At 38.3% G+C, this 19,933-nt stretch carries 18 protein-coding genes and 3 rRNA genes; 8 read left to right on the forward strand and 13 right to left on the reverse strand.

The annotated features are described in order from the left end of the window. The first annotated feature begins 39 nt into the window (after window positions 1–39). On the forward strand, window positions 40–420 hold the full coding sequence (locus CPRO_RS11875; protein ID WP_066052149.1) for a hypothetical protein: 381 nt from the start codon (window positions 40–42) through the stop codon (window positions 418–420). Here the strand turns inward: CPRO_RS11875 and CPRO_RS11880 are convergent, their stop codons facing one another. From CPRO_RS11880 to CPRO_RS11890, 3 genes are all read right to left on the reverse strand, one after another. Further along, window positions 421–777, reverse strand: coding sequence for a hypothetical protein (locus CPRO_RS11880; RefSeq protein WP_066052152.1), 357 nt, complete (start codon window positions 775–777; stop codon window positions 421–423). Window positions 778–828: 51 nt separating this feature from the next. Then, window positions 829–1,032, reverse strand: a complete 204-nt coding sequence (locus CPRO_RS11885; protein WP_066052155.1) for a hypothetical protein — start codon at window positions 1,030–1,032, stop codon at window positions 829–831. 90 nt (window positions 1,033–1,122) lie between these two features. After that, complete coding sequence (locus CPRO_RS11890) at window positions 1,123–1,305, reverse strand: helix-turn-helix domain-containing protein (protein ID WP_066052158.1); 183 nt, start codon at window positions 1,303–1,305, stop codon at window positions 1,123–1,125. 205 nt (window positions 1,306–1,510) lie between these two features. Between CPRO_RS11890 and CPRO_RS11895 the strand changes: the two genes are divergently transcribed. From CPRO_RS11895 to CPRO_RS11910, 4 genes are all read left to right on the forward strand, one after another. Beyond that, on the forward strand, window positions 1,511–1,942 hold the full coding sequence (locus CPRO_RS11895; RefSeq protein ID WP_066052161.1) for a helix-turn-helix domain-containing protein: 432 nt from the start codon (window positions 1,511–1,513) through the stop codon (window positions 1,940–1,942). 8 nt (window positions 1,943–1,950) lie between these two features. Beyond that, complete coding sequence (locus CPRO_RS11900) at window positions 1,951–2,379, forward strand: ImmA/IrrE family metallo-endopeptidase (protein ID WP_066052164.1); 429 nt, start codon at window positions 1,951–1,953, stop codon at window positions 2,377–2,379. A 120-nt stretch (window positions 2,380–2,499) separates the two neighbouring features. Then, the gene (locus CPRO_RS11905; protein WP_066052167.1) at window positions 2,500–3,579 is read left to right on the forward strand and encodes a hypothetical protein; all 1,080 of its coding nucleotides are present in this window, start codon (window positions 2,500–2,502) and stop codon (window positions 3,577–3,579) included. Window positions 3,580–4,043: 464 nt separating this feature from the next. Next, window positions 4,044–5,108, forward strand: coding sequence for a site-specific integrase (locus CPRO_RS11910; protein WP_066052170.1), 1,065 nt, complete (start codon window positions 4,044–4,046; stop codon window positions 5,106–5,108). A 269-nt stretch (window positions 5,109–5,377) separates the two neighbouring features. Here CPRO_RS11910 and rd read toward each other — a convergent pair whose 3' ends face one another. From rd to CPRO_RS11950, 8 genes are all read right to left on the reverse strand, one after another. Then, a complete protein-coding gene (gene rd / locus CPRO_RS11915) occupies window positions 5,378–5,539 on the reverse strand; it encodes a rubredoxin (protein ID WP_066052173.1) in 162 nt (53 codons plus the stop codon). A gap of 121 nt (window positions 5,540–5,660) precedes the next feature. Then, window positions 5,661–6,479 (reverse strand): nitroreductase family protein, encoded by an 819-nt coding sequence (locus tag CPRO_RS11920; RefSeq protein ID WP_066052175.1) that lies wholly within the window; start codon window positions 6,477–6,479, stop codon window positions 5,661–5,663. A gap of 190 nt (window positions 6,480–6,669) precedes the next feature. Continuing rightward, window positions 6,670–7,890 carry an FprA family A-type flavoprotein gene (locus CPRO_RS11925; protein ID WP_066052179.1) on the reverse strand — a complete coding sequence of 407 codons (1,221 nt, stop codon included), beginning with the start codon at window positions 7,888–7,890 and terminating at the stop codon, window positions 6,670–6,672. 499 nt (window positions 7,891–8,389) lie between these two features. Then, a complete protein-coding gene (locus CPRO_RS11930; protein WP_066052182.1) occupies window positions 8,390–8,827 on the reverse strand; it encodes a hypothetical protein in 438 nt (145 codons plus the stop codon). A gap of 88 nt (window positions 8,828–8,915) precedes the next feature. Beyond that, a 5S ribosomal RNA gene (gene rrf / locus CPRO_RS11935) occupies window positions 8,916–9,033 on the reverse strand. Between the two features lie 215 nt (window positions 9,034–9,248). Further along, window positions 9,249–12,146, reverse strand: a 23S ribosomal RNA gene (locus CPRO_RS11940). A 237-nt stretch (window positions 12,147–12,383) separates the two neighbouring features. Further along, window positions 12,384–13,917, reverse strand: a 16S ribosomal RNA gene (locus CPRO_RS11945). Together the 16S, 23S and 5S rRNA genes form the textbook arrangement of a ribosomal RNA operon. 688 nt (window positions 13,918–14,605) lie before the next feature. After that, a complete protein-coding gene (locus tag CPRO_RS11950) occupies window positions 14,606–15,466 on the reverse strand; it encodes a radical SAM/SPASM domain-containing protein (protein ID WP_066052185.1) in 861 nt (286 codons plus the stop codon). 584 nt (window positions 15,467–16,050) lie between these two features. On the opposite strand from CPRO_RS11950, the gene CPRO_RS15940 reads away from it, so the two are divergent. Beyond that, a complete protein-coding gene (locus CPRO_RS15940; RefSeq protein ID WP_257721880.1) occupies window positions 16,051–16,182 on the forward strand; it encodes a hypothetical protein in 132 nt (43 codons plus the stop codon). 761 nt (window positions 16,183–16,943) lie between these two features. Next, window positions 16,944–17,156 carry a cold-shock protein gene (locus CPRO_RS11960; RefSeq protein ID WP_066052193.1) on the forward strand — a complete coding sequence of 71 codons (213 nt, stop codon included), beginning with the start codon at window positions 16,944–16,946 and terminating at the stop codon, window positions 17,154–17,156. Between the two features lie 144 nt (window positions 17,157–17,300). Here the strand turns inward: CPRO_RS11960 and recG are convergent, their stop codons facing one another. Together recG and CPRO_RS15850 are read right to left on the reverse strand one after the other, a co-directional pair. After that, window positions 17,301–19,019 (reverse strand): ATP-dependent DNA helicase RecG, encoded by a 1,719-nt coding sequence (gene recG / locus CPRO_RS11965; RefSeq protein ID WP_236782351.1) that lies wholly within the window; start codon window positions 19,017–19,019, stop codon window positions 17,301–17,303. Next, complete coding sequence (locus CPRO_RS15850) at window positions 18,944–19,342, reverse strand: hypothetical protein (RefSeq protein WP_236782352.1); 399 nt, start codon at window positions 19,340–19,342, stop codon at window positions 18,944–18,946. Before CPRO_RS15850 ends, recG begins: the two co-directional genes overlap by 76 nt. Before the next feature lie 272 nt (window positions 19,343–19,614). Here CPRO_RS15850 and CPRO_RS11970 point away from each other — a divergent pair, with 272 nt between their 5' ends. Next, window positions 19,615–19,932, forward strand: coding sequence for a hypothetical protein (locus CPRO_RS11970; protein WP_066052196.1), 318 nt, complete (start codon window positions 19,615–19,617; stop codon window positions 19,930–19,932). Window position 19,933: the final 1 nt, after the last annotated feature.

A 19,933-nucleotide genomic window follows, 5' to 3' on the forward strand; every position in this document is an offset into this window, starting at 1 on the left:
GCACTGCAATGCCAAGTGATAAAGAAAGGAGGAAAGCCTATGGATACCTATCAAGTAGTAAACCTAAAAACTTTGTTAAAGGAAATATCAAACATGGTGCAACTATCCTACTTTGATGCTAAACAAGCTCACGATTTAATTTCCGAGAAAGAAGATAATAAAAAAATCGGTGCTTTAGCTTATCTAAACAAAGCAACATCAAGTATGGTAGCAGCGAAATGTCTGTGCTTCACACATTTTGATGAAATCTACTACACTAACGATATGAAGGAAGTATTTACCTCGTTCGATCTTTTTGCAAATGAGATTATTCAGCAGTTTACAAACATGCAACGTTATCAACAGGTAAATCATTACTTTCTTAAATTCAAAGAAACATTTGAAGATTCAATTTTCAATACAACTAATACTGATAATTGATTACTTCACGGGGCAGTTCTCTGCCTCTTTTTTTATTTCTTTCATCTCCTTATTTAACATGAGCATTTTGGTATACAAACTATTAAATTCTGAGACCATCATATTCATATTCCTGTCCAATTTATGTAGCATCGCTGTTTGATATATAATTTCTTTTGCTATATAGCAATCTGGATTTATATTTACTTTCCATTTTTCTGATGATATAGCCTCACTAGCTCTTTCACGTTCTTCATTTAAGATTCTTAATGCTATTTTTTGACTTCTATCTTGTATTTCTGATTCTTTCACAGTCTTAATTTTTTCTCTTTTTCTGGAGAATTCTTCTATCTCTTTTGGTGTTCCTATAATCTCCATTCCCACACTCCTTTCTGTTCTCATGGAATTGCTATTGTAAAAATTTTATTTTTAGCAGATAGGGCATCTTTTAGCTCTTGTCAGAAGAAGCCGGCAAAGCTCCTCAACATCTTCACAATTTAAATTCTGATGTAAACATTTTTCATACACCTCGTCTGCTATTTTACATATAACGAGGTGCTTTTCTTTTCTCAATTCTCTTTCTAGTGATATCTGCTTTGCCCGCTCCATTATTGCTTTTTCTTCGTTGCCCATTTCTTACCCCCTATTCCCCTAAAAAATATGTAACAGATACACCGAAATAATCGGCTATTTTTCAAATTATCCATCAAACCAGCTTCCATTTCACTTCCTAATTAGCTCATCTATACTTAATCCTGTAATTTTAGACACAGCCATCAGGCTGTCAACTCTTGGAGTTGACTTTTCCCAACCACTAATAGTACCGTTACCTAAACCGCACATTTTTTCAAGTACTGATACCGGAGTATTATTTGCTTTACACCATTCCTTGATTTTTTCTAACAAAAAAACACCTCCTTTTTAGATAAAAAACTAAAAATATATTGACAATTATTAGAGAATAATCTAAAATAAAACCACCACAGACTATTTGAGACTATCCTCGAATTAAATTAGGTAATTGCCTAATTCTTAATCCGATTATATAGGGTATTCTCTATTTTGTCAACTACATTTTTAGGTTTTTACCTATTTTTTTGGAGGTTGCTCTATGAATAGCGTTGAACGTGTTAAAGCGATATGTAAAGAGAGGAAAATACCAATATCCAAACTTGAAAAAGATTTAGGATTTGCAAACGGATACATTGGTCAACTTAAAAAAGGATCTTTTCCAGACGACAGACTATTAGCAATCGCAAGCCACCTTGGAGTAACAGTGGATTATTTGATGAACGGTGAAGAATCTAATCAGGCAGAAAAATTTGCTTTAACTGACCGAGACAAAAAAGACATTGCTAAAGATATGGAAGCTATCAGAAAAAAATTAACTAGCAAAAGTGATGGTCCCGCTAGCTTTGACGGTGAAGATATTGAAGAGGCCGAAGTGGAATTGGTTCTTGATAGCATTGAAATGATGCTAAAAAGACTGAAAAGAATAAACAAGGAAAAATACAACCCTAATAAGAACAAAGATAAGAAGTAGGTGGATTATTGAAGAGTATCAAACAAATTGCTGGCTACTACAAAAGAAAATTTGGAACTTCTAACCCATTTGAAATTGCTGAATTTTTAAACATTGAAGTGATATTTGATAACTTTGATAAATGCTCTGGCTGCTACCTATTTATGAAAAATCACAGATGCATTTTTATAAACAAAAATCTTGAATACAGGGACAGGATGCTAGTTATGGCTCATGAGCTAGGCCATGCCATTCTTCACCGAAAAATGAATTGCTATTTTATTAGGAATAAAACATTTCTCCTTACATCAAAAATTGAAAGAGAAGCAAACCGCTTTGCTGTTGACTTATTAATTGATGATAAAGAATTAGAGGAGTATGAAGATAAGACCGTTGGACAATTATCTGAAATATTCGGAATTGAACCAGCATTAATTGAATTGAGATTAAAAGAATAAAAAATCCCTTACAGTACTACCAATACTGTAAAGGAAAAAACAGATTTGTCGGAAGAACAAACCCTTAATATTATTATAGACAACATGGTATATTTTGTCAAATTAAGGGGAGGCACTATAATGGAGATTGCACCAAAAAAAATAAGCGACATATTCAATATACAAGAAGTTGGCGATAGAAATTACTGGTTTGTTCGAACTAGCAGTGGCAAGTTTTATCAAGATTTTGTCTTGCATGATTATATAGCCATTGGATGGGATTTCATCTCGATAAGCGACTTTAACTCAACCAAAATTAACACTGTCAAAGCGATGATCAAGCAAAATTTAGCTTTAGATCCAGATAATGAAAATGTTACTGATACGAAGAAAAAAAAAGGCGAGATAACTGGCATTTATAATAAAATCAAACGCTTTATTAAAGAATTTACTTTAAACGACGTTGTGGTAATACCTGATGTTAATTCAGAAAATTATTCGATTGGTATAATTACAAGTGATGTCTTTGAGGACTCTTCCTATATTAAAAAATACCTAGATAACGATCCAGACACAGAAATGAACCTATGTCCATACGCAAAACGGAGAAGTGTAAAATGGTTAAAAACAATTTCGAAAAGAAATGCAGATATCTATCTATTAAAGGCTCTCGGCTCACAGCATGCAGTTTCTGATGTAAAAGAATACGCACCCTATATCAATAGAAACTTATATGATATTTATTCTAGCGAAGGAAAACTTCATGCAATAATTAGAGCAGGCACAGATGAGAAAAGCATATCTTTTTCAGAACTAAAGCAATTGGTAGATTTAATAGAGAATGAGCTTAAACGTGCCGACGCAAATTGTAATTTAGATGATCTAACGATGAAATTAAATATCCACAGTGCAGGTATTATTGAATTGATAGCAGGAGCTGGAGGATTAAGTTTAGTTTTGGGAACTGCTATGTTTTCTCTAAACCACTTAATTAATGGTGGAAAAACATCTATGGACTTTAAACTTGATGAAAATGGATTACCTCATTTCTCAGTTTCTTCAGAATCCCCAGGACTACGGGGAAGAGAGTTAGAAAAAATCAAACTAGAATATGAACACCAAGAAAAAATATTGAAACTATCTTCTTCACTAAACCTGCAGATACCTCAAGTACAGTTAACGGACGAAATTGAAAATCCTGTGAAGGAAGATATTGAATAATTGTACTCGTTTTTTGTCAAAAGCAAACTTACAAGTGCAAATCAAAATTATAAGAGCTAATATGGGAGTTATTTTCTCAGTAAATACTAGCTGATATAACCAACAAATACCAGCGCTAGTCAATACACTTAGAGAAAGTAAAATAATAAAGCTACTTAAAATATCAATGCATTTATGATGTTTTAATAACCACTTTTTCATTTTCACCCCTCCTAATAATACTAAATTATATGTGGCAGTTTGAAAAAAATCAATAGTTTTTCTAATTGTTTTTCCAAAAATTTCTATATAAAATTTTCAACGCTACGTTTGTTTTCTTTTTTAATTAAAAATCCCCCACTCCGCTACCAACGAAGTGAGGGACAAGCGGTCGCACCGTGGTACAATCGCCCCAAACAAGCTAATTGTATCACAGGACCGCTTTATTTACCATACCAAAATAAATAAAGGAGGTCTTATTTTTTATGGCAACAGCTAAGAAATTGCCGTCCGGTTCCTGGACTTGCCGTGTGTATAGCCATACGGAAACCGTTGACGGAAAAGAAAAATCAGTCTACCAACGTTTTACTGCTCCCACCAAAAAAGAAGCAGAGTTTCGAGCTGCAGAATATGCCCTAAACAAAACCCGCAGAAGAAACCCTGCAAACTTGACCGTCAAAGAAGCGATAAGTGGTTATATTGATGCAAAAAGAAATATTCTATCGCCTTCCACAATTGTTGGTTATGTTTCTCTTGAAAAAAGAGCATTTAGTGAGATAGATATTACTATTGCAAAATTAAACAATGATATTCTCCAAAGATATTTCAATAAAATGTCTACGCAAGTTTCTCCTAAAACACTACGTAATATGTCCGGATTACTGAGTGCATCTATCTACTATTATGCACCGGATTTTGTGTATCGTGTTTCCCTACCGGCGAAACGATCGTCAGAGATAGAAATACCTGAAGCCGATGAAATAAAAATGTTAATGGATGCCGCAAAGGGATATAGAATTTTACTTCCTGTCATGCTAGCATCGGGGATGGGCTTAAGACGAAGTGAGATATCAGGATTAACCGTGGGAGATGTCAACAAGAAGAAAAAAACGCTTTCCATCAATTCTGCTGTCGTCCAGAGTGAAAACAAGGAATGGGTTACAAAGGGTACAAAAACAAATTCAGGAAAACGCACACTTTCTATACCTGAATATATTTATCCTACCATTCTGGATGCAACGAAAGACAAAAGTAAAGAGGATAGCCTTACCGGTATGACTCCCTCTGCAATTTCCAGCGCATATAATAGGCTGCTTGAAAGTTCAGGGGTAACAAGGTATAATTTTCATTCTTTAAGACACTACTATGCTTCTATGATGTTGGCCAATAATGTGCCTAGTAAATATGCAGTAAGGCGAATGGGACACGCCACCGATGACATGTTGAAAAGAGTATATCAGCACATCATGAGTGAAAAAGACATTGAAGTTACGGACGTTATAAATGAGTATCTAAATAATGCATTTGGAGGGGACAAAAGTTATCGCTAAAAACCCATGTCACAAAATATGTCACGAGGTTAAGAAACGTTGATTTTCCGCCATTTGTAACGACCGATTTTGGGGTTCGATTCCCCTCATCTCCATTAAAAGAACCCTGGAATTACCCCTATATAGGCTAATTCCAGGGTTCTTTTGTGCCTAAAAATACTTTTTTAGCGCTCCTTAACAGACTCATGACATATTTTTTCTTCACAAAAAATAGCCCCAGGCAAATTAAAATACACCTAGGGCTATAAAATACTATTTTATAATATAAATTACTCTTTTACTTCAAACTCTGATTTCCCAACACCACATAAGGGACACTCCCAATTTTCAGGCAAGCTTTCAAAGGGTGTGCCTGGAGCAATGCCGTGGTCAGGATCTCCAATTGCAGGATCATAAATATAACCACAAACTGTACATTCATACTTTTTCATATGATATCATCTCCTTCTCAAACATTAAATTTACCAATCCATTTTGGATATTGGCTTTTATTAAATCTAAAATTCTCTTTGAGATAATTCCCATTGAAGAAATTTCACTATTCAAAGAAAATTATAAATTACAATAACCAACCACTTTAAAATCACCAGGAATTCCACCAGAAATTGCTGGTTCTTCCAAATGCCAGTTTAAGCGAAACAGTGTGCTGTCAATAATTGCTTGGAAGTATAGCATAATAACGCCTGCCGCAATTTTTTCCTCATAAGAATAAATTTCTTCCCCTTTTTTCACTGCCAAGATGACATTTTCCCCATGAATTAAAAATCTCCAAGGCTGTTTATTCCAAGCAGATGGGGCTAATCTTGCAAATGCAAAAGCATCCAAAATACCTCTTTCTTCCAAAGTGGTATTGTCCGCACCTTTACCCCATTCGTTCAAATAAACAATTTCATCCAAACCAAGTCTATAAGCAGAATTTAGAGTAGTTTTTACAGCTTTTGCTTTATTATCTTCAAAGCCTAATGCGATAATTCCAACAACTTCTTTTTCAGAAACCAGATTCAACTTTTCTTTTACTGCTTTACTATCCGTAAACGTAACCCAGCAAGAATCTACGCCAATTTCTGTAGCTTTGAAAATCAATTCTTGTCCAATATATCCGGCATTTTGAATGTAACCATCTGACACTGAAGATAACAGCACGATATAAGATGGTGCCTCGACCATATGCCCTTTGTATCCTGCAATTCCATCTAAGGTAAGATACACCTCACTGTTTGACATAATTCTAACTTCCAAATCAATAGAAGAAACCAGCCTTTTACAATCGTTTGCATAATCCTTAATTATTTTTAGATCTGCATTTTTTACAACATCCTTTTTAAAGTCTCTTACAGACTTTGTGTTTAGAATAAGCGTTTGATAATTCAAATCCAGCCCTCCCCATCTCATATTTTAGAATATGTTAAATTCTGCTTTTAATATACCATATATAGCATTTTTTTACAAGAAATTTAGTAATTTGCTTTCATTTATATTTGCTAACAAAATAAAATTAAAGATGAGAATGAAGATTTAAAAATTTATCCAGCAGTAATAAATAAAAAATCATTACACCAAATCATGAAGACTTTCTCGCTTTTTGTAACAAAGTCTCCGCTATAGTATCAACCATTGCATCAATTTCTGATAATTGATTTTTTTTCAAAGTTGACTTAATACTTAGCTTATTCTCTAAAATATTCATATTCTTACATTTTTCTAACTCAGTTCGGATTAACTTACCACTGTTAGGTGCCCATGATCCATTCTCTATTACCGCTATCGTACGATTTTGCAGATTATGTGCAACAATATCAAATATCAGTGCTTCCATACTAACAAAAATCCCATTGTTATAGGTAGTCGAGGCAAATACCAAATGGCTGTAACGAAATGCTGCAGTTATAATATCCGATGCATGGGTAACTGATACATCAAACATAATCGCCTTAATCCCTCTATCCCACAAACGAGATGCAAGTATTTCTGCTGCATTTTCTGTATTGCCATAGATAGAAGCATATGCAATGACCACACCCTCTTCTTCTGGGGTATAGCTACTCCATCTATCATACTTTTCTAGGTATATTTCAATATCTTTTCTCCAAACAAACCCATGTAACGGACATAATAAGCGAATTTCTAAAGGAACTATTTTCTTTAAAACTGCCTGAACCTGAGAACCGTATTTCCCAATGATGTTAGAATAATATCGCCTTGCTTCCTCCATATAATTCTGCTGAAAATCCACCTCATCGGCAAAAATAGCACCATTTAACGCCCCAAAACAACCAAAAGCATCCGCAGAAAATAAAATACCATCGGTAGTATCATACGTCATCATTACTTCAGGCCAATGTACCATAGGAGCCATATAAAATTTCAGCTGATGCTTGCCTGTGGAGAGTTCCTCTCCTTCTTTCACAATAATGGCACGGGAATCAATATCAAAGTCAAAAAATTGCTTAATTATTGTTACAATCTTAGAATTACAGATAATCTTTAGATTCGGATAACGAAGTACCACCTCTTCCAATGTAAAAGAATGGTCAGGCTCCATGTGATGGACCACCAAATAATCCAAAGGTCTTTCTCCCAACACCTCAGTTAAATTTTCGAAAAAAACTTTGCTTACTGCCTTGTCTACAGTATCAAAAAGAACTGTTTTTTCATCCATCATCAGATAGGAATTATAAGAAACTCCATCCGGCACAGAATATACCCCTTCAAACATTGCCAAACGTCGGTCATTTCCTCCTACCCAAATCAAATCATCTGTTATTTTTTTCAAACAATACATATGTCACGCTCCTTTCCATTTTAATAATCCAATTATTTGTACTTATAATAAACCAAAAAGATGAGTTTGTTAATATACTTTCCAATAATTGTTGTATTTAAGCAAAATTAACAGCTTGTTTGATTATATTTTAATCTTACTCAGTGTAGTTTATATACCTGCAATAGAAGAACAACTCCCTCTTCAATGAGCAGCACAACTTTTTTTATAAATATAACATTATATAGGAAAAACCCTCTAAATAACTCTTACATTAGTCATTTTGAGAAGTTTTCAATTCAAGTCTACTTGTTAATCCTATTTATTCCATTTATAGGTCAAATCCTTGCTTTTCTTGTTTTTTTGTTGCTTTAGCATGAGTTCATAAATAGTGTTTTCCTCTGAGGCCTCCCATGCCCTTATTTTTTATTATGTGATACTGAACGTCTTCGTTAGGCTCCTCTGATGTTTTTTCAGTATACTGGATTTTCTGATGTCTCTTCTATCTGTTTTTACAACACTACCTTTTGGGTTTATCTACTTCTTTCTCAATATCTTTCAATGACCCAGTGTTTTCTTCAGCTTGTAAATCGTTTGAAATTAAGCTATGTCCCACTAAGCCCTGTAAAGTTTCTTCTGTTTCTAACGCAACATGAACTGCTAAATCGATATCTTGGATATACTGAATAACTTGTGATTTAAATAGATACATGTTGTCCATCAGTACGGCAAAAACCTCTGACTTAATCACAAGAGTATAATTATTACTATAACTTGACGCTTTTATCTTTGCAATTTTTATCACTCTTTCATCAATAGATAACATATCGTCATTTTCAATATTGTTACTTTTTAAGCGTGTACCCTGGCATTTCTTTTTCTTATTAAAGAAACCCTCGCAATAACCTTTATTTTGGTTGTTCCGAGGGCTTTTCTTTTTACTAATTAAATCAAACATGTAAGATTCATATTACCGTCTTATGTTCAATTAGAAAATTTTAAAATATAAAAAAAGAACTGCCTCAGCAGTTCTTTTCGAAATTGAATTCTGGCAACCATCTACTTTCCCAGGCAGCTTCCCACCAAGTATCATCGACCGCTTAGGTCTTAACCGACGTGTTCGGAATGGGAACGGGTGTGTCCCCTAAGCGCATCATCACCAGAAATATCAAGGACTTTGGCAAGCTTTCACTTCCTCTTTGTCCTTTCAGATGTATCTCTACACCTTCAAAACTGAATACAAGAATATTAGTGCTTTCCTAAGCGTTTACCAATCACCGACCAGACACCTAAGGTGTAAAGAGGTGATTGATGCGAAGGAAATATAGCGGTCTTTTCCGTTAGGAAAAGAAATTACCTCGCCTTTATCAATCGATTTATTGGTCAAGCCCTCGGTCTATTAGTATTGGTCAGCTGAACATGTTACCATGCTTACACCTCCAACCTATCTACCTCGTTATCTTCAAGGGACCTTACTTCCGAAGAATGGGAAATCTTATCTTGAGGGCGGCTTCACGCTTAGATGCCTTCAGCGTTTATCCGTTCCATACATAGCTACCCGGCTGTGCAGTTGGTCTGCAACCGGTACACCAGAGGTACGTCCATCCCGGTCCTCTCGTACTAAGGACAGCTCCTCTCAAATTTCCAGCGCCCACAACGGATAGGGACCGAACTGTCTCACGACGTTCTGAACCCAGCTCGCGTACCGCTTTAATGGGCGAACAGCCCAACCCTTGGGACCTACTTCAGCCCCAGGATGCGATGAGCCGACATCGAGGTGCCAAACCTCCCCGTCGATGTGAACTCTTGGGGGAGATAAGCCTGTTATCCCCAGGGTAGCTTTTATCCGTTGAGCGATGGCATTCCCACTTATTACCACCGGATCACTAAGTCCTACTTTCGTACCTGCTCCAGCCGTCGCTGTCGCAGTCAAGCCACCTTTTGCCTTTACACTCTTTGAATGGTTTCCAATCATTCTGAGGTGACCTTCGAGCGCCTCCGTTACCTTTTAGGAGGCGACCGCCCCAGTCAAACTGCCCGCCTGACATTGTCCCCTATCCAGATAATGGACATGGGTTAGAAATCCAATGACATAAGAGAGGTATCCCACCGGCGGCTCCACCAAGACTAGCGTCCTGGCTTCATAGCCTCCCTCCTATCCTGTACATATATCATCGAATCCCAGTATCAGGCTGCAGTAAAGCTCCATGGGGTCTTTCCGTCCTGTTGCGGGTAACCAGTATCTTCACTGGTTCTTCAATTTCACCGGGCGTGTTGTCGAGACAGTGCTCAAATCGTTACACCTTTCGTGCGGGTCAGAACTTACCTGACAAGGAATTTCGCTACCTTAGGACCGTTATAGTTACGGCCGCCGTTTACTGGGGCTTGAATTCAAAGCTTCGCTTACGCTAACCTCTCCTCTTAACCTTCCAGCACCGGGCAGGTGTCAGCCCATATACATCACCTTACGGTTTCGCATAGACCTATGTTTTTGCTAAACAGTCGCTTGAGCCTCTTTTCTGCGGCCACTTTCGTGGCTCCCCTTATCCCTAAGTTACGGGGTTATTTTGCCGAGTTCCTTAACAACACTTCTCCCGTCGGCCTGTGGATTTTCTCCTCATCTACCTGTGTCGGTTTACGGTACGGGTACGTATAATACAATAGCGGCTTTTCTTGGCAGTGTGGATTCGGAAACTTCCCTACTTTTTTTCAGTCCCCATCGCACTTCATCATCAGAAAACGGATTTGCCTATCTCCCTTGACTTTGTGCTTAGCCGGGTATTTCCATTCCCCGGTTTTCCTATCCTCCTGCGTCCCCACAGTTCTGATTATACGTAGTACAGGAATATCAACCTGTTGTCCATCGACTACGACTTTCGTCCTCGCCTTAGGCCCCGACTAACCCTGAGAAGATTAGCTTTACTCAGGAAACCTTAGATATTCGGCCTACATGTTTCTCACATGTATCTCGCTACTCATTCCGGCATTCTCTCTCCTGTTTCGTCCACCATTGTTTTCACTTTGGCTTCGTCCTTGCAGGATGCTCCTCTACCACTTCCTACTCTTCGTAGGAAATCCGTAGCTTCGGTGACGTGTTTTAGCCCCGTTACATTTTCGGCGCAGGTTTTCTCGACTAGTGAGCTATTACGCACTCTTTAAATGAGTGGCTGCTTCTAAGCCAACATCCTAGTTGTCTATGAAATCCCACATCCTTTTCCACTTAACACGTACTTTGGGACCTTAGCTGTCGGTCTGGGCTCTTTCCCTTTTGTCCACGCGACTTATCTCACGCAGACTGACTCCCGAGGGTATCTCTACGGCATTCTTAGTTTGATATGAGTTGGTAACCTTTTTGGGCCCCGCGTCAGTTCAGTGCTTTACCTCCGTTAGACTCCTCTCGAGGCTAGCCCTAAAGCTATTTCGAGGAGAACCAGCTATCTCCGAGTTCGATTGGAATTTCTCCGCTATCCACACCTCATCACCACCTTTTTCAACAGATGTGTGTTCGGTCCTCCAAAGCCTTTTACGGCTCCTTCAACCTGGACATGGATAGGTCACCCGGTTTCGGGTCTACTAATACTAACTATACGCCCTATTCAGACTTGGTTTCCCTTCGGCTCCGTGGCTTCTGACCACTTAACCTTGCTAGCATTAGTAACTCGCCGGACCGTTCTACAAAAAGTACGCCATCAGGCACAAAGCCCTCTGACTGTTTGTAAGCACAAGGTTTCAGGTTCTCTTTCACTCCCCTCCCGGGGTTCTTTTCACCTTTCCTTCACAGTACTGCTTCACTATCGGTCACTAGGGAGTATTTAGGCTTGGGGGGTGGTCCCCCCGGCTTCCCACAGGGTTTCTCGTGTCCCGTGGTACTCTGGATTCTGTCAGCTGGCTCAAAATTTCGTCTACTGGACTTTCACCGTCTTTGGTCTGCTTTCCCAAAACAGTTCGACTATCTCTTGCCAATACCTTATACAGTCCGCAACCCCGAAGAACTAGGTCCTTCGGTTTGGCCTCTTTCCCTTTCGCTCGCCGCTACTTAGGAAATCGAGTTTTCTTTCTCCTCCTGCTGCTACTTAGATGTTTCAGTTCACAGCGTTCCCTTCCATACGCTATGTATTTACGTATGGATACTTGAGGTTTGCTCAAGTAGGTTTCCCCATTCAGAAATCTCCGGATCGATGGCTATTTGCGCCTCCCCGAAGCTTATCGCAGCTTATCACGTCTTTCATCGGCTCCTAGTGCCAAGGCATTCTCCTTGTGCTCTTTCTTGCTTGACCAGTTTTTTGCTTTGAATAAATTCAAAACAATAGCTTGTTCTTTGGAATGTTTCGTAGTAGCGATACTACGGTTTTGTTGGCATCGTCTGCCAACGTTTATTACTTTTATTTCTAAAGAAAATTTTACTTTTTCTCGATTGACTCTTTTTTCTTGTATTCAGTTTTCAAGGTGCAGCATTGAAGGTTTGATCCTTCAAAACCAAACAGTAGTATACATTAACAACCAATACTCCATAGAAAGGAGGTGATCCAGCCGCACCTTCCGATACGGCTACCTTGTTACGACTTCACCCCAGTCGCTGGCTTCACCTTCGGCGGCTCCTTCCTTACGGTCAGGTCACCGACTTCGGGTGCTTCCAACTCCCATGGTGTGACGGGCGGTGTGTACAAGGCCCGGGAACGTATTCACCGCGACATTCTGATTCGCGATTACTAGCGATTCCAGCTTCATGTAGTCGAGTTGCAGACTACAATCCGAACTGGGACTGGGTTTTTGTGATTTGCTCGACGTCGCCGTTTTGCGTCACTTTGTTACCAGCCATTGTAGCACGTGTGTAGCCCAAGACATAAGGGGCATGATGATTTGACGTCATCCCCACCTTCCTCCGTGTTATCCACGGCAGTCTCCCTAGAGTGCCCAACTGAATGATGGCTACTAAGAATAGGGGTTGCGCTCGTTGCGGGACTTAACCCAACATCTCACGACACGAGCTGACGACAACCATGCACCACCTGTCACCTCTGCTCCGAAGAGAAGGTGTATCTCTACACCGGTCAGAGGGATGTCAAGCCTTGGTAAGGTTCTTCGCGTTGCTTCGAATTAAACCACATGCTCCACCGCTTGTGCGGGCCCCCGTCAATTCCTTTGAGTTTCAATCTTGCGATCGTACTCCCCAGGTGGAGTGCTTATTGCGTTAGCTGCGGCACCGAGGGTTCCCCCCCGACACCTAGCACTCATCGTTTACGGCGTGGACTACCAGGGTATCTAATCCTGTTCGCTCCCCACGCTTTCGAGCCTCAGCGTCAGTTTCAGTCCAGTAAGTCGCCTTCGCCACTGGTGTTCTTCCTAATATCTACGCATTTCACCGCTACACTAGGAATTCCACTTACCTCTCCTGTACTCTAGCTTGATAGTTTTAAATGCAATCCCGAGGTTAAGCCTCGGGCTTTCACATCTAACTTACCATGCCGCCTACTCTCCCTTTACACCCAGTAATTCCGGATAACGCTTGCCCCCTACGTATTACCGCGGCTGCTGGCACGTAGTTAGCCGGGGCTTCTTATTCAGGTACCGTCATTTTTTTCGTCCCTGTTGATAGAAGTTTACGAGCCGAAACCCTTCTTCCTTCACGCGGCGTTGCTGCATCAGGCTTTCGCCCATTGTGCAATATTCCCCACTGCTGCCTCCCGTAGGAGTTTGGGCCGTGTCTCAGTCCCAATGTGGCCGATCACCCTCTCAGGTCGGCTACTGATCGTTGCCTTGGTGGGCTGTTATCTCACCAACTAGCTAATCAGATGCGGGCCCATCCTGTACCGAATAAATCCTTTTCTTGCAAGAGGATGCCCTCTCGCAATGACATGCGGTATTAGTCACCGTTTCCAGTGATTATTCCACAGTACAGGGCAGGTTGCCCACACGTTACTCACCCGTCCGCCGCTAAAATATGTAATCTTCCTGCCGAAGCTCTCCGATTGCATATTTCCGCTCGACTTGCATGTGTTAAGCACGCCGCCAGCGTTCATCCTGAGCCAGGATCAAACTCTTATATTAAAGTTTTGTCCTGCCAGTCTCATGTCTGGCTTACTTTCCGATTTTTTCGAAATCGGTAAACTCTTTGTCTTCTTTTGCTTTCTCCGCTAAGCGGAAAAGCTGAATTGACTATGGGTTGTGTGTTTGTATCTCTACTGTTTAGTTTTCAAGGATCAAGTCGCTGTTTCAGCAGCGAAGTTTATCTTATCAGATTTATTCAATCTTGTCAAATACTTTTTTCAATTTTTTTAAACTTTTTTGTCGCATTTTTTTATCATATGGATAAAAATCTTACTGCCTAAAAAATATTTAAAATACCAAGCTGTTCAGCAAGGAATCATATAATAACATGCCCTTTCTATTCTGTCAAGCAAAAAAAGTCTTTTTTTGTTCTTTTTTAAATTTACTTATTCCACTTCTTCAATAAAATCTGTATGTACTTATTTATAAAATTATAAAATCCTATTTGCCTCAGAAATAAAAACCAGAAATCTTATAAAGAAAACTACTAATATAATATAAAAAAGTATAAAAAAAGCATGTAAAAAACTTTCCATAAAGAAGCCTCCCAACATATCACATCTAGTTTGACTACGCGAGATAAATAATATGAATCAAATTTATTTAGAGGTTATTACCTTTCGACAGTTTCTACAGTATTCACGCACTTATATATAGAAATAACAATAGTACTTACGCAATTTACTTGCTAAAAACGTTTTGCATATCCACAACGACGACAAAGCTCTTCACTCGGCTGCCTTACTGAAAAACCATCATAGAGCGCCCGAGCACGTTCACCCGATAAAATTTCAGCAAGGGGCGCATGAAAAATATTGCCCAGTGCAATATCACCTCGGCTATCCAAACAGCACGGCACTACTGTGCCATCACTTAACACACCTATCTGGCTTCTTAACCCATGACAGAATATAGGTTGTTCCGTGGGGACCTCATCCATACTGGGCCATGTAAATCGAGCAGCCTTTCCGAGGAAAAGGCGGGGCGCTAGGGTAGTGTTGCCGCTTTCGCAAATTTTACTTCTCGCCTCTTCTTGTGCGGTATGACCCAATCCCAATAGACTGCACAAGGGAGTAAAAATAGCAACATTATCAATGTCTTCGGATCCCAGATTCCACATTCTCAACTCGCAGAATATCCCCTTTTCCGTTGCAGCTGTAACAAACAATGCCACATCCCGAAGATAGTCCTCATTGCAATATGGACTACCCGGCTCCATGCTGTGCAATGATACACTTACTTTCCGCAATACAGGTGCATTCAATAGTATCTCTTGACATTTCGCCAACAGCGTACCATTCGTTGTAATGTTTACATGCATGTCAAAGCGATAAGCAACAGACAAAAGTTCTTCCAATTGCGGATGTAACAGTGGTTCACCCAGTATGTGCAGATAAATATGTTTCGTAAATGGCTTTACTTGCTGAATAACATGTGCAAATTCATCAGTACTCATAAACCGTGGAGGACGAACGTTGCCAATGCAAAAACTACATGATAGATTGCACATATTCGTAATTTCAATGTAGACGCGAGAAAAATTATTCATAAGTTTTTCACTTTCATTAATTCACATAAATAAAATATTTTTTGTGGTATTCTTTGAACTTAAAAGAAATTTTAGCTACTTCTTAATTTGTATATCCAAAAAATCTCTTTTTTACATCTCTATATATTTTGCAGTTTTTAAATCTCATTCTCTAATATAACAGGCCTAGATCAATCCTATATTTGTCCAATCGTCCAATCTTCTTTTATATAGAAGATCTTTTCAAGCTGATGTCATTCTCAAACATGAAAAGAGAAAAAGAAAGAAATATTTAGCTAAAACATAAACTGCTTTTTCTGAGACTTGTTTCATTTCATAAAACTACAACAAACATAATTTGACTTCCCTTATCTGTCGGAACCCAAAAGCTTCTTGTTAGACAATAAAGGGAACCATTGACTATCTATCTACTTGTCATAAAAAATTATTTAATTCACTTAACTATAACAATTAACCTAGATTCAGATTTTATTATATCATAAAAGTAGACAATTACCAAATTATGAACCCTGGATATCTATACTGACACTTTTTCCTAAGAATAAAAACACAATAAATTCTTCATACTATAACGAGGTGATTTTATGGCAAAAGCAGATGTGAAATATGACACAAGGGAAGAACTTCTTAAACCCAAGGGAAAAAACAAAGTAAAAATATTAGAACAAGGGAAAGAAATATTGCCATTCCCTGAAATACCCAAAAAATACAAATAAACTTGGTATTCTTATCCCTATGATTACAATGATTCAATTATAATTCTCTCACTTAACTCTGTATGAAATGCAAGAAATATAAAAACACAAATGTTATAGAGACAAAGTTCTGCAAAAAAAGGACTTCGTCTCTATATTTTTATTCCTTTCTATTTTTTATAACTCTTTCCTTCTATTAAATTGTTCCATTTCTAAAATGAATTTTAGACTCAATAAAAATATTACTTTATAAAATTTATTTGTACACATAGAAACCTTTTACCCCTTCTCTGCTATTTACCTCTCTGGTTTACTTCATTTGAATTCTCTTTGTTTTGTTGTTCTAATAATTTTAAATACTCGTGATATCTATGTGGGCGAATTGGTCTAGTTACTGGCTCTGTTACAAAAACCAAAACTAAACACTCTCCAATTTTGGGGTAACTTTCACAAAAATAATATGTTTCCAACTCTCCATTTTTAATTCTTTGTTTTATTTTGTTATGGTATGGATACATAAGTTAATTTCCTCGAAATTATCATTATATAATTGGTAATTAAATCTTTTTATAGTCAATCGCACAATAAATTCATTTTACTGAGAAATATAGGGTTAAATTCATAATTATTTATTGACAAATCGTTTTATTTATCGTACAATAAAAATGTTTCGTATATATGATTATTCGCTCTTAAATTCTAGCCGATAATTAATATCTGACTACAATTTAAGAGTTTTTTTATTATATGCCCGAGATAATTTTTTTTAGGAGGTACTGATTATGAATAACGGTACAGTAAAATGGTTTAACGCAGAAAAAGGTTTTGGATTTATTACACCTGACAACGGTGGCGATGATGTATTTGTACATTTCTCTTCCATCCAGTCCAACGGTTTCAAATCCTTAAACGAAGGTCAAAAAGTAACTTTTGACACAGAAGCTGATCCTAAGGATAAACGCAAAACACGTGCTATCAACGTTTGTGCTAACTAATTAAGCTTCCTAAGCCACCCATTTGGGTGGCTTTTTTCTACCCTCAAAGAAAACTGCTCTCCAATAAACCTCTTCAATGCAATTAATTTCTATTTCTCGTTTAGACTTAAAATATACTATTTTCTTTTTGAGAAGTATTCGGTCTTAAAGTTCCAATTGCCTGCCTTCCATTAACTGAGCAAATCTTTCCTTGATTCCTTGATGCATCTCCAAACTTAATGTAGGATCCATCTCCAACATTTTTATTGCAGCTTTTTGCGCTTCGATCAATATGGGCATGTCCTGATACATATTCGCAATTTTTAATTCCGGCAACCCATGCTGCCTTGTCCCAAAAAATTCTCCAGGCCCTCGCAGTTTCAAATCCATTTCAGAAATAACAAAACCGTCCTGAGAGTCCACCAAAGTCTTTAGCCGTTGTTTTGCAATTTTTGCTTTTGCATCGCTTACTAAAATGCAATAGGACTTCTCACTGCCTCGGCCTACTCGTCCTCTTAACTGGTGCAACTGCGCCAAACCAAACCTCTCAGCATTCTCTATTAACATAATCACAGCGTTGGGCACGTTGATACCAACCTCAATTACCGTGGTAGACACAAGTACATGAATTTCTCCTTTTGCAAAGGCCTCCATAATCTCCTGCTTTTCCTTGGGTTTCATTTTCCCATGAACGCATGAAACAATACAATGACTCAATTTTTGCTGTAACTCTTCCGTAAAATTTAATACAGATTGCAGCTCAAGCTTTTCATTTTCCTCAATCATGGGGCAAATAACATAAGCCTGCCTGCCTTGTTGCACTTCCTTATCAATAAATGTATATATCCTATCATGATAACTGCTGGTCACTGCCATGGTATCTATTTTTTGTCTCCCCGGGGGCAATTCATCAATGATTGAAACATCCAAATCTCCATACAAAATAAGTGCCAACGTTCTTGGAATGGGTGTTGCAGTCATAACTAAAACATGAGGAGCTTCTCCCTTTTGATTTAAAGCACTCCTCTGTCGAACACCAAAGCGATGCTGCTCATCGGTAATGGCCAAGCCCAAATTATGATATTCCACTCCCTTTTGAATGACTGCATGGGTACCAATAATCATTTCCCCCGCTCCCGATGCTATTTTTTCTAAGGCACTTCTCTTCTCTTTTGCTGTTTGCCCACCTGTCAAAAGTACAGTTGTAATTCCTAAACCTTCAAAAACAGACAAAATAGATTGATAATGCTGCTGGGCCAATACCTCTGTAGGTGCCATTAAAACTGATTGGTACCCGTTTTGTATCGCCCAGTAGGATGCCGCCATAGCTACTGCCGTTTTCCCGCTGCCCACATCCCCTTGTATCAACCGATTCATCTGTTTGCCCGTTGACATATCCTCTTCAATTTCCTTCAATACCCGCCTTTGGGCATTGGTAAAATGAAAGGGCAAATATTGCTGAAATTCCTCTAGAGGCCTCTGTTTTTTTAATAGAATTCCATTTTTTTCTTTCTCAAAAAATGCTTTTAATGAAAACAATGCTCCTTGCAGTAAAAAGAGTTCTTCAAAAACCAGCCTGCGTCTTGCATCATAGAAACTTTGTTCTGTCTTAGGAAAATGTATTTCCTGTATGGAAAAATTACGCTCCGCCAGTTGATATTCTTTGCGAATCCAATGGGGAATGTACTCAGGCAGACCCGCACACATCAGACCCAGTGCATCTTCCATAAGCCCCCGAAGCATCTTTTGAGAAATTCCCTCCACACTAGGATAAACAGGAATAATACGCCCACCTGCAAAATGCTCTCCTATTCCTTCCCATTCAGTAACAGAAAACTCCTTACGGCCATATTTTTTTGTAATTTCCCAGTAAACAAATACCACTCTCTGGGTTTCAAAGTTGTCTTCATATATGGTTGATTATACCATAGCAAACCAATTTCTCCCGTTTCATCCACAACCTTAAGTCTGGTAAGGGTAAATCTCCCATGTTTCATTGTCTCCCCGTTTCCCTTACAGCAGGCAATAAAGGTGTTTTCCTCATCTAACTCCAGCTCGTTGATTTTCGCCAGTCTGCTACGATCCTTGTAGTCTCTGGGATAATGAGTGATAAGGTCTTCAACCGTATAAACCCCAAGTTTATTCAGTTTTCTTTCCCGTTGTTCACCAATACCCTTTAAGCAGGAAATAGAATCAGTCCACTCCATTTCATCACCTCTTTCTCATCAATGCATAGGCACGTCCGCTAAATTGTTATGTAACAATTATAGTGTTTTTATTTGCAGAGGGAAAGGTTTTTATAACAGCTTTTCACCTATTTTCACTCCATCACACATAGATTTTTCTAGGAAAATATTCCCGCCATTTTAAAAACTAATTATAAGCACTAAGTTTGTTCGATAAAACCATTAATTAATGTCACAAATATACTAGCTTGAATATTATATTATATATAATAATTAAATAAGGAGCTGCGAATATGTTACAAAAAGAAGAGTTATTAAGATACCTGGAAGGGAAAACAGATGAGGAAAAAAGGATTTTTTTAGAAGAGGAATTCAACCTAGGTTGGCATATTTCCCAAGGTTCATGCAAACTTTGGTTTGCTAAGGTTTTCACTTATTGTCATCCCAATGAGTTAGAGGAACAACTAAACTTTTTCTTATTTTTAGTTAATGTGTTTGGATATCTTTGGAATATCTGCTACGAACAAGAAGACACAATTTTTCTGGGATGTGTTTGCCCTTGCGGTGTAAAGCAAACTGTCCTTTATTATTCAATAACTTTTGAGGATTAAC

This window comes from Anaerotignum propionicum DSM 1682 (assembly GCF_001561955.1).
Taxonomy (GTDB): Bacteria; Bacillota; Clostridia; order Lachnospirales; family Anaerotignaceae; genus Chakrabartyella; species Chakrabartyella propionicum.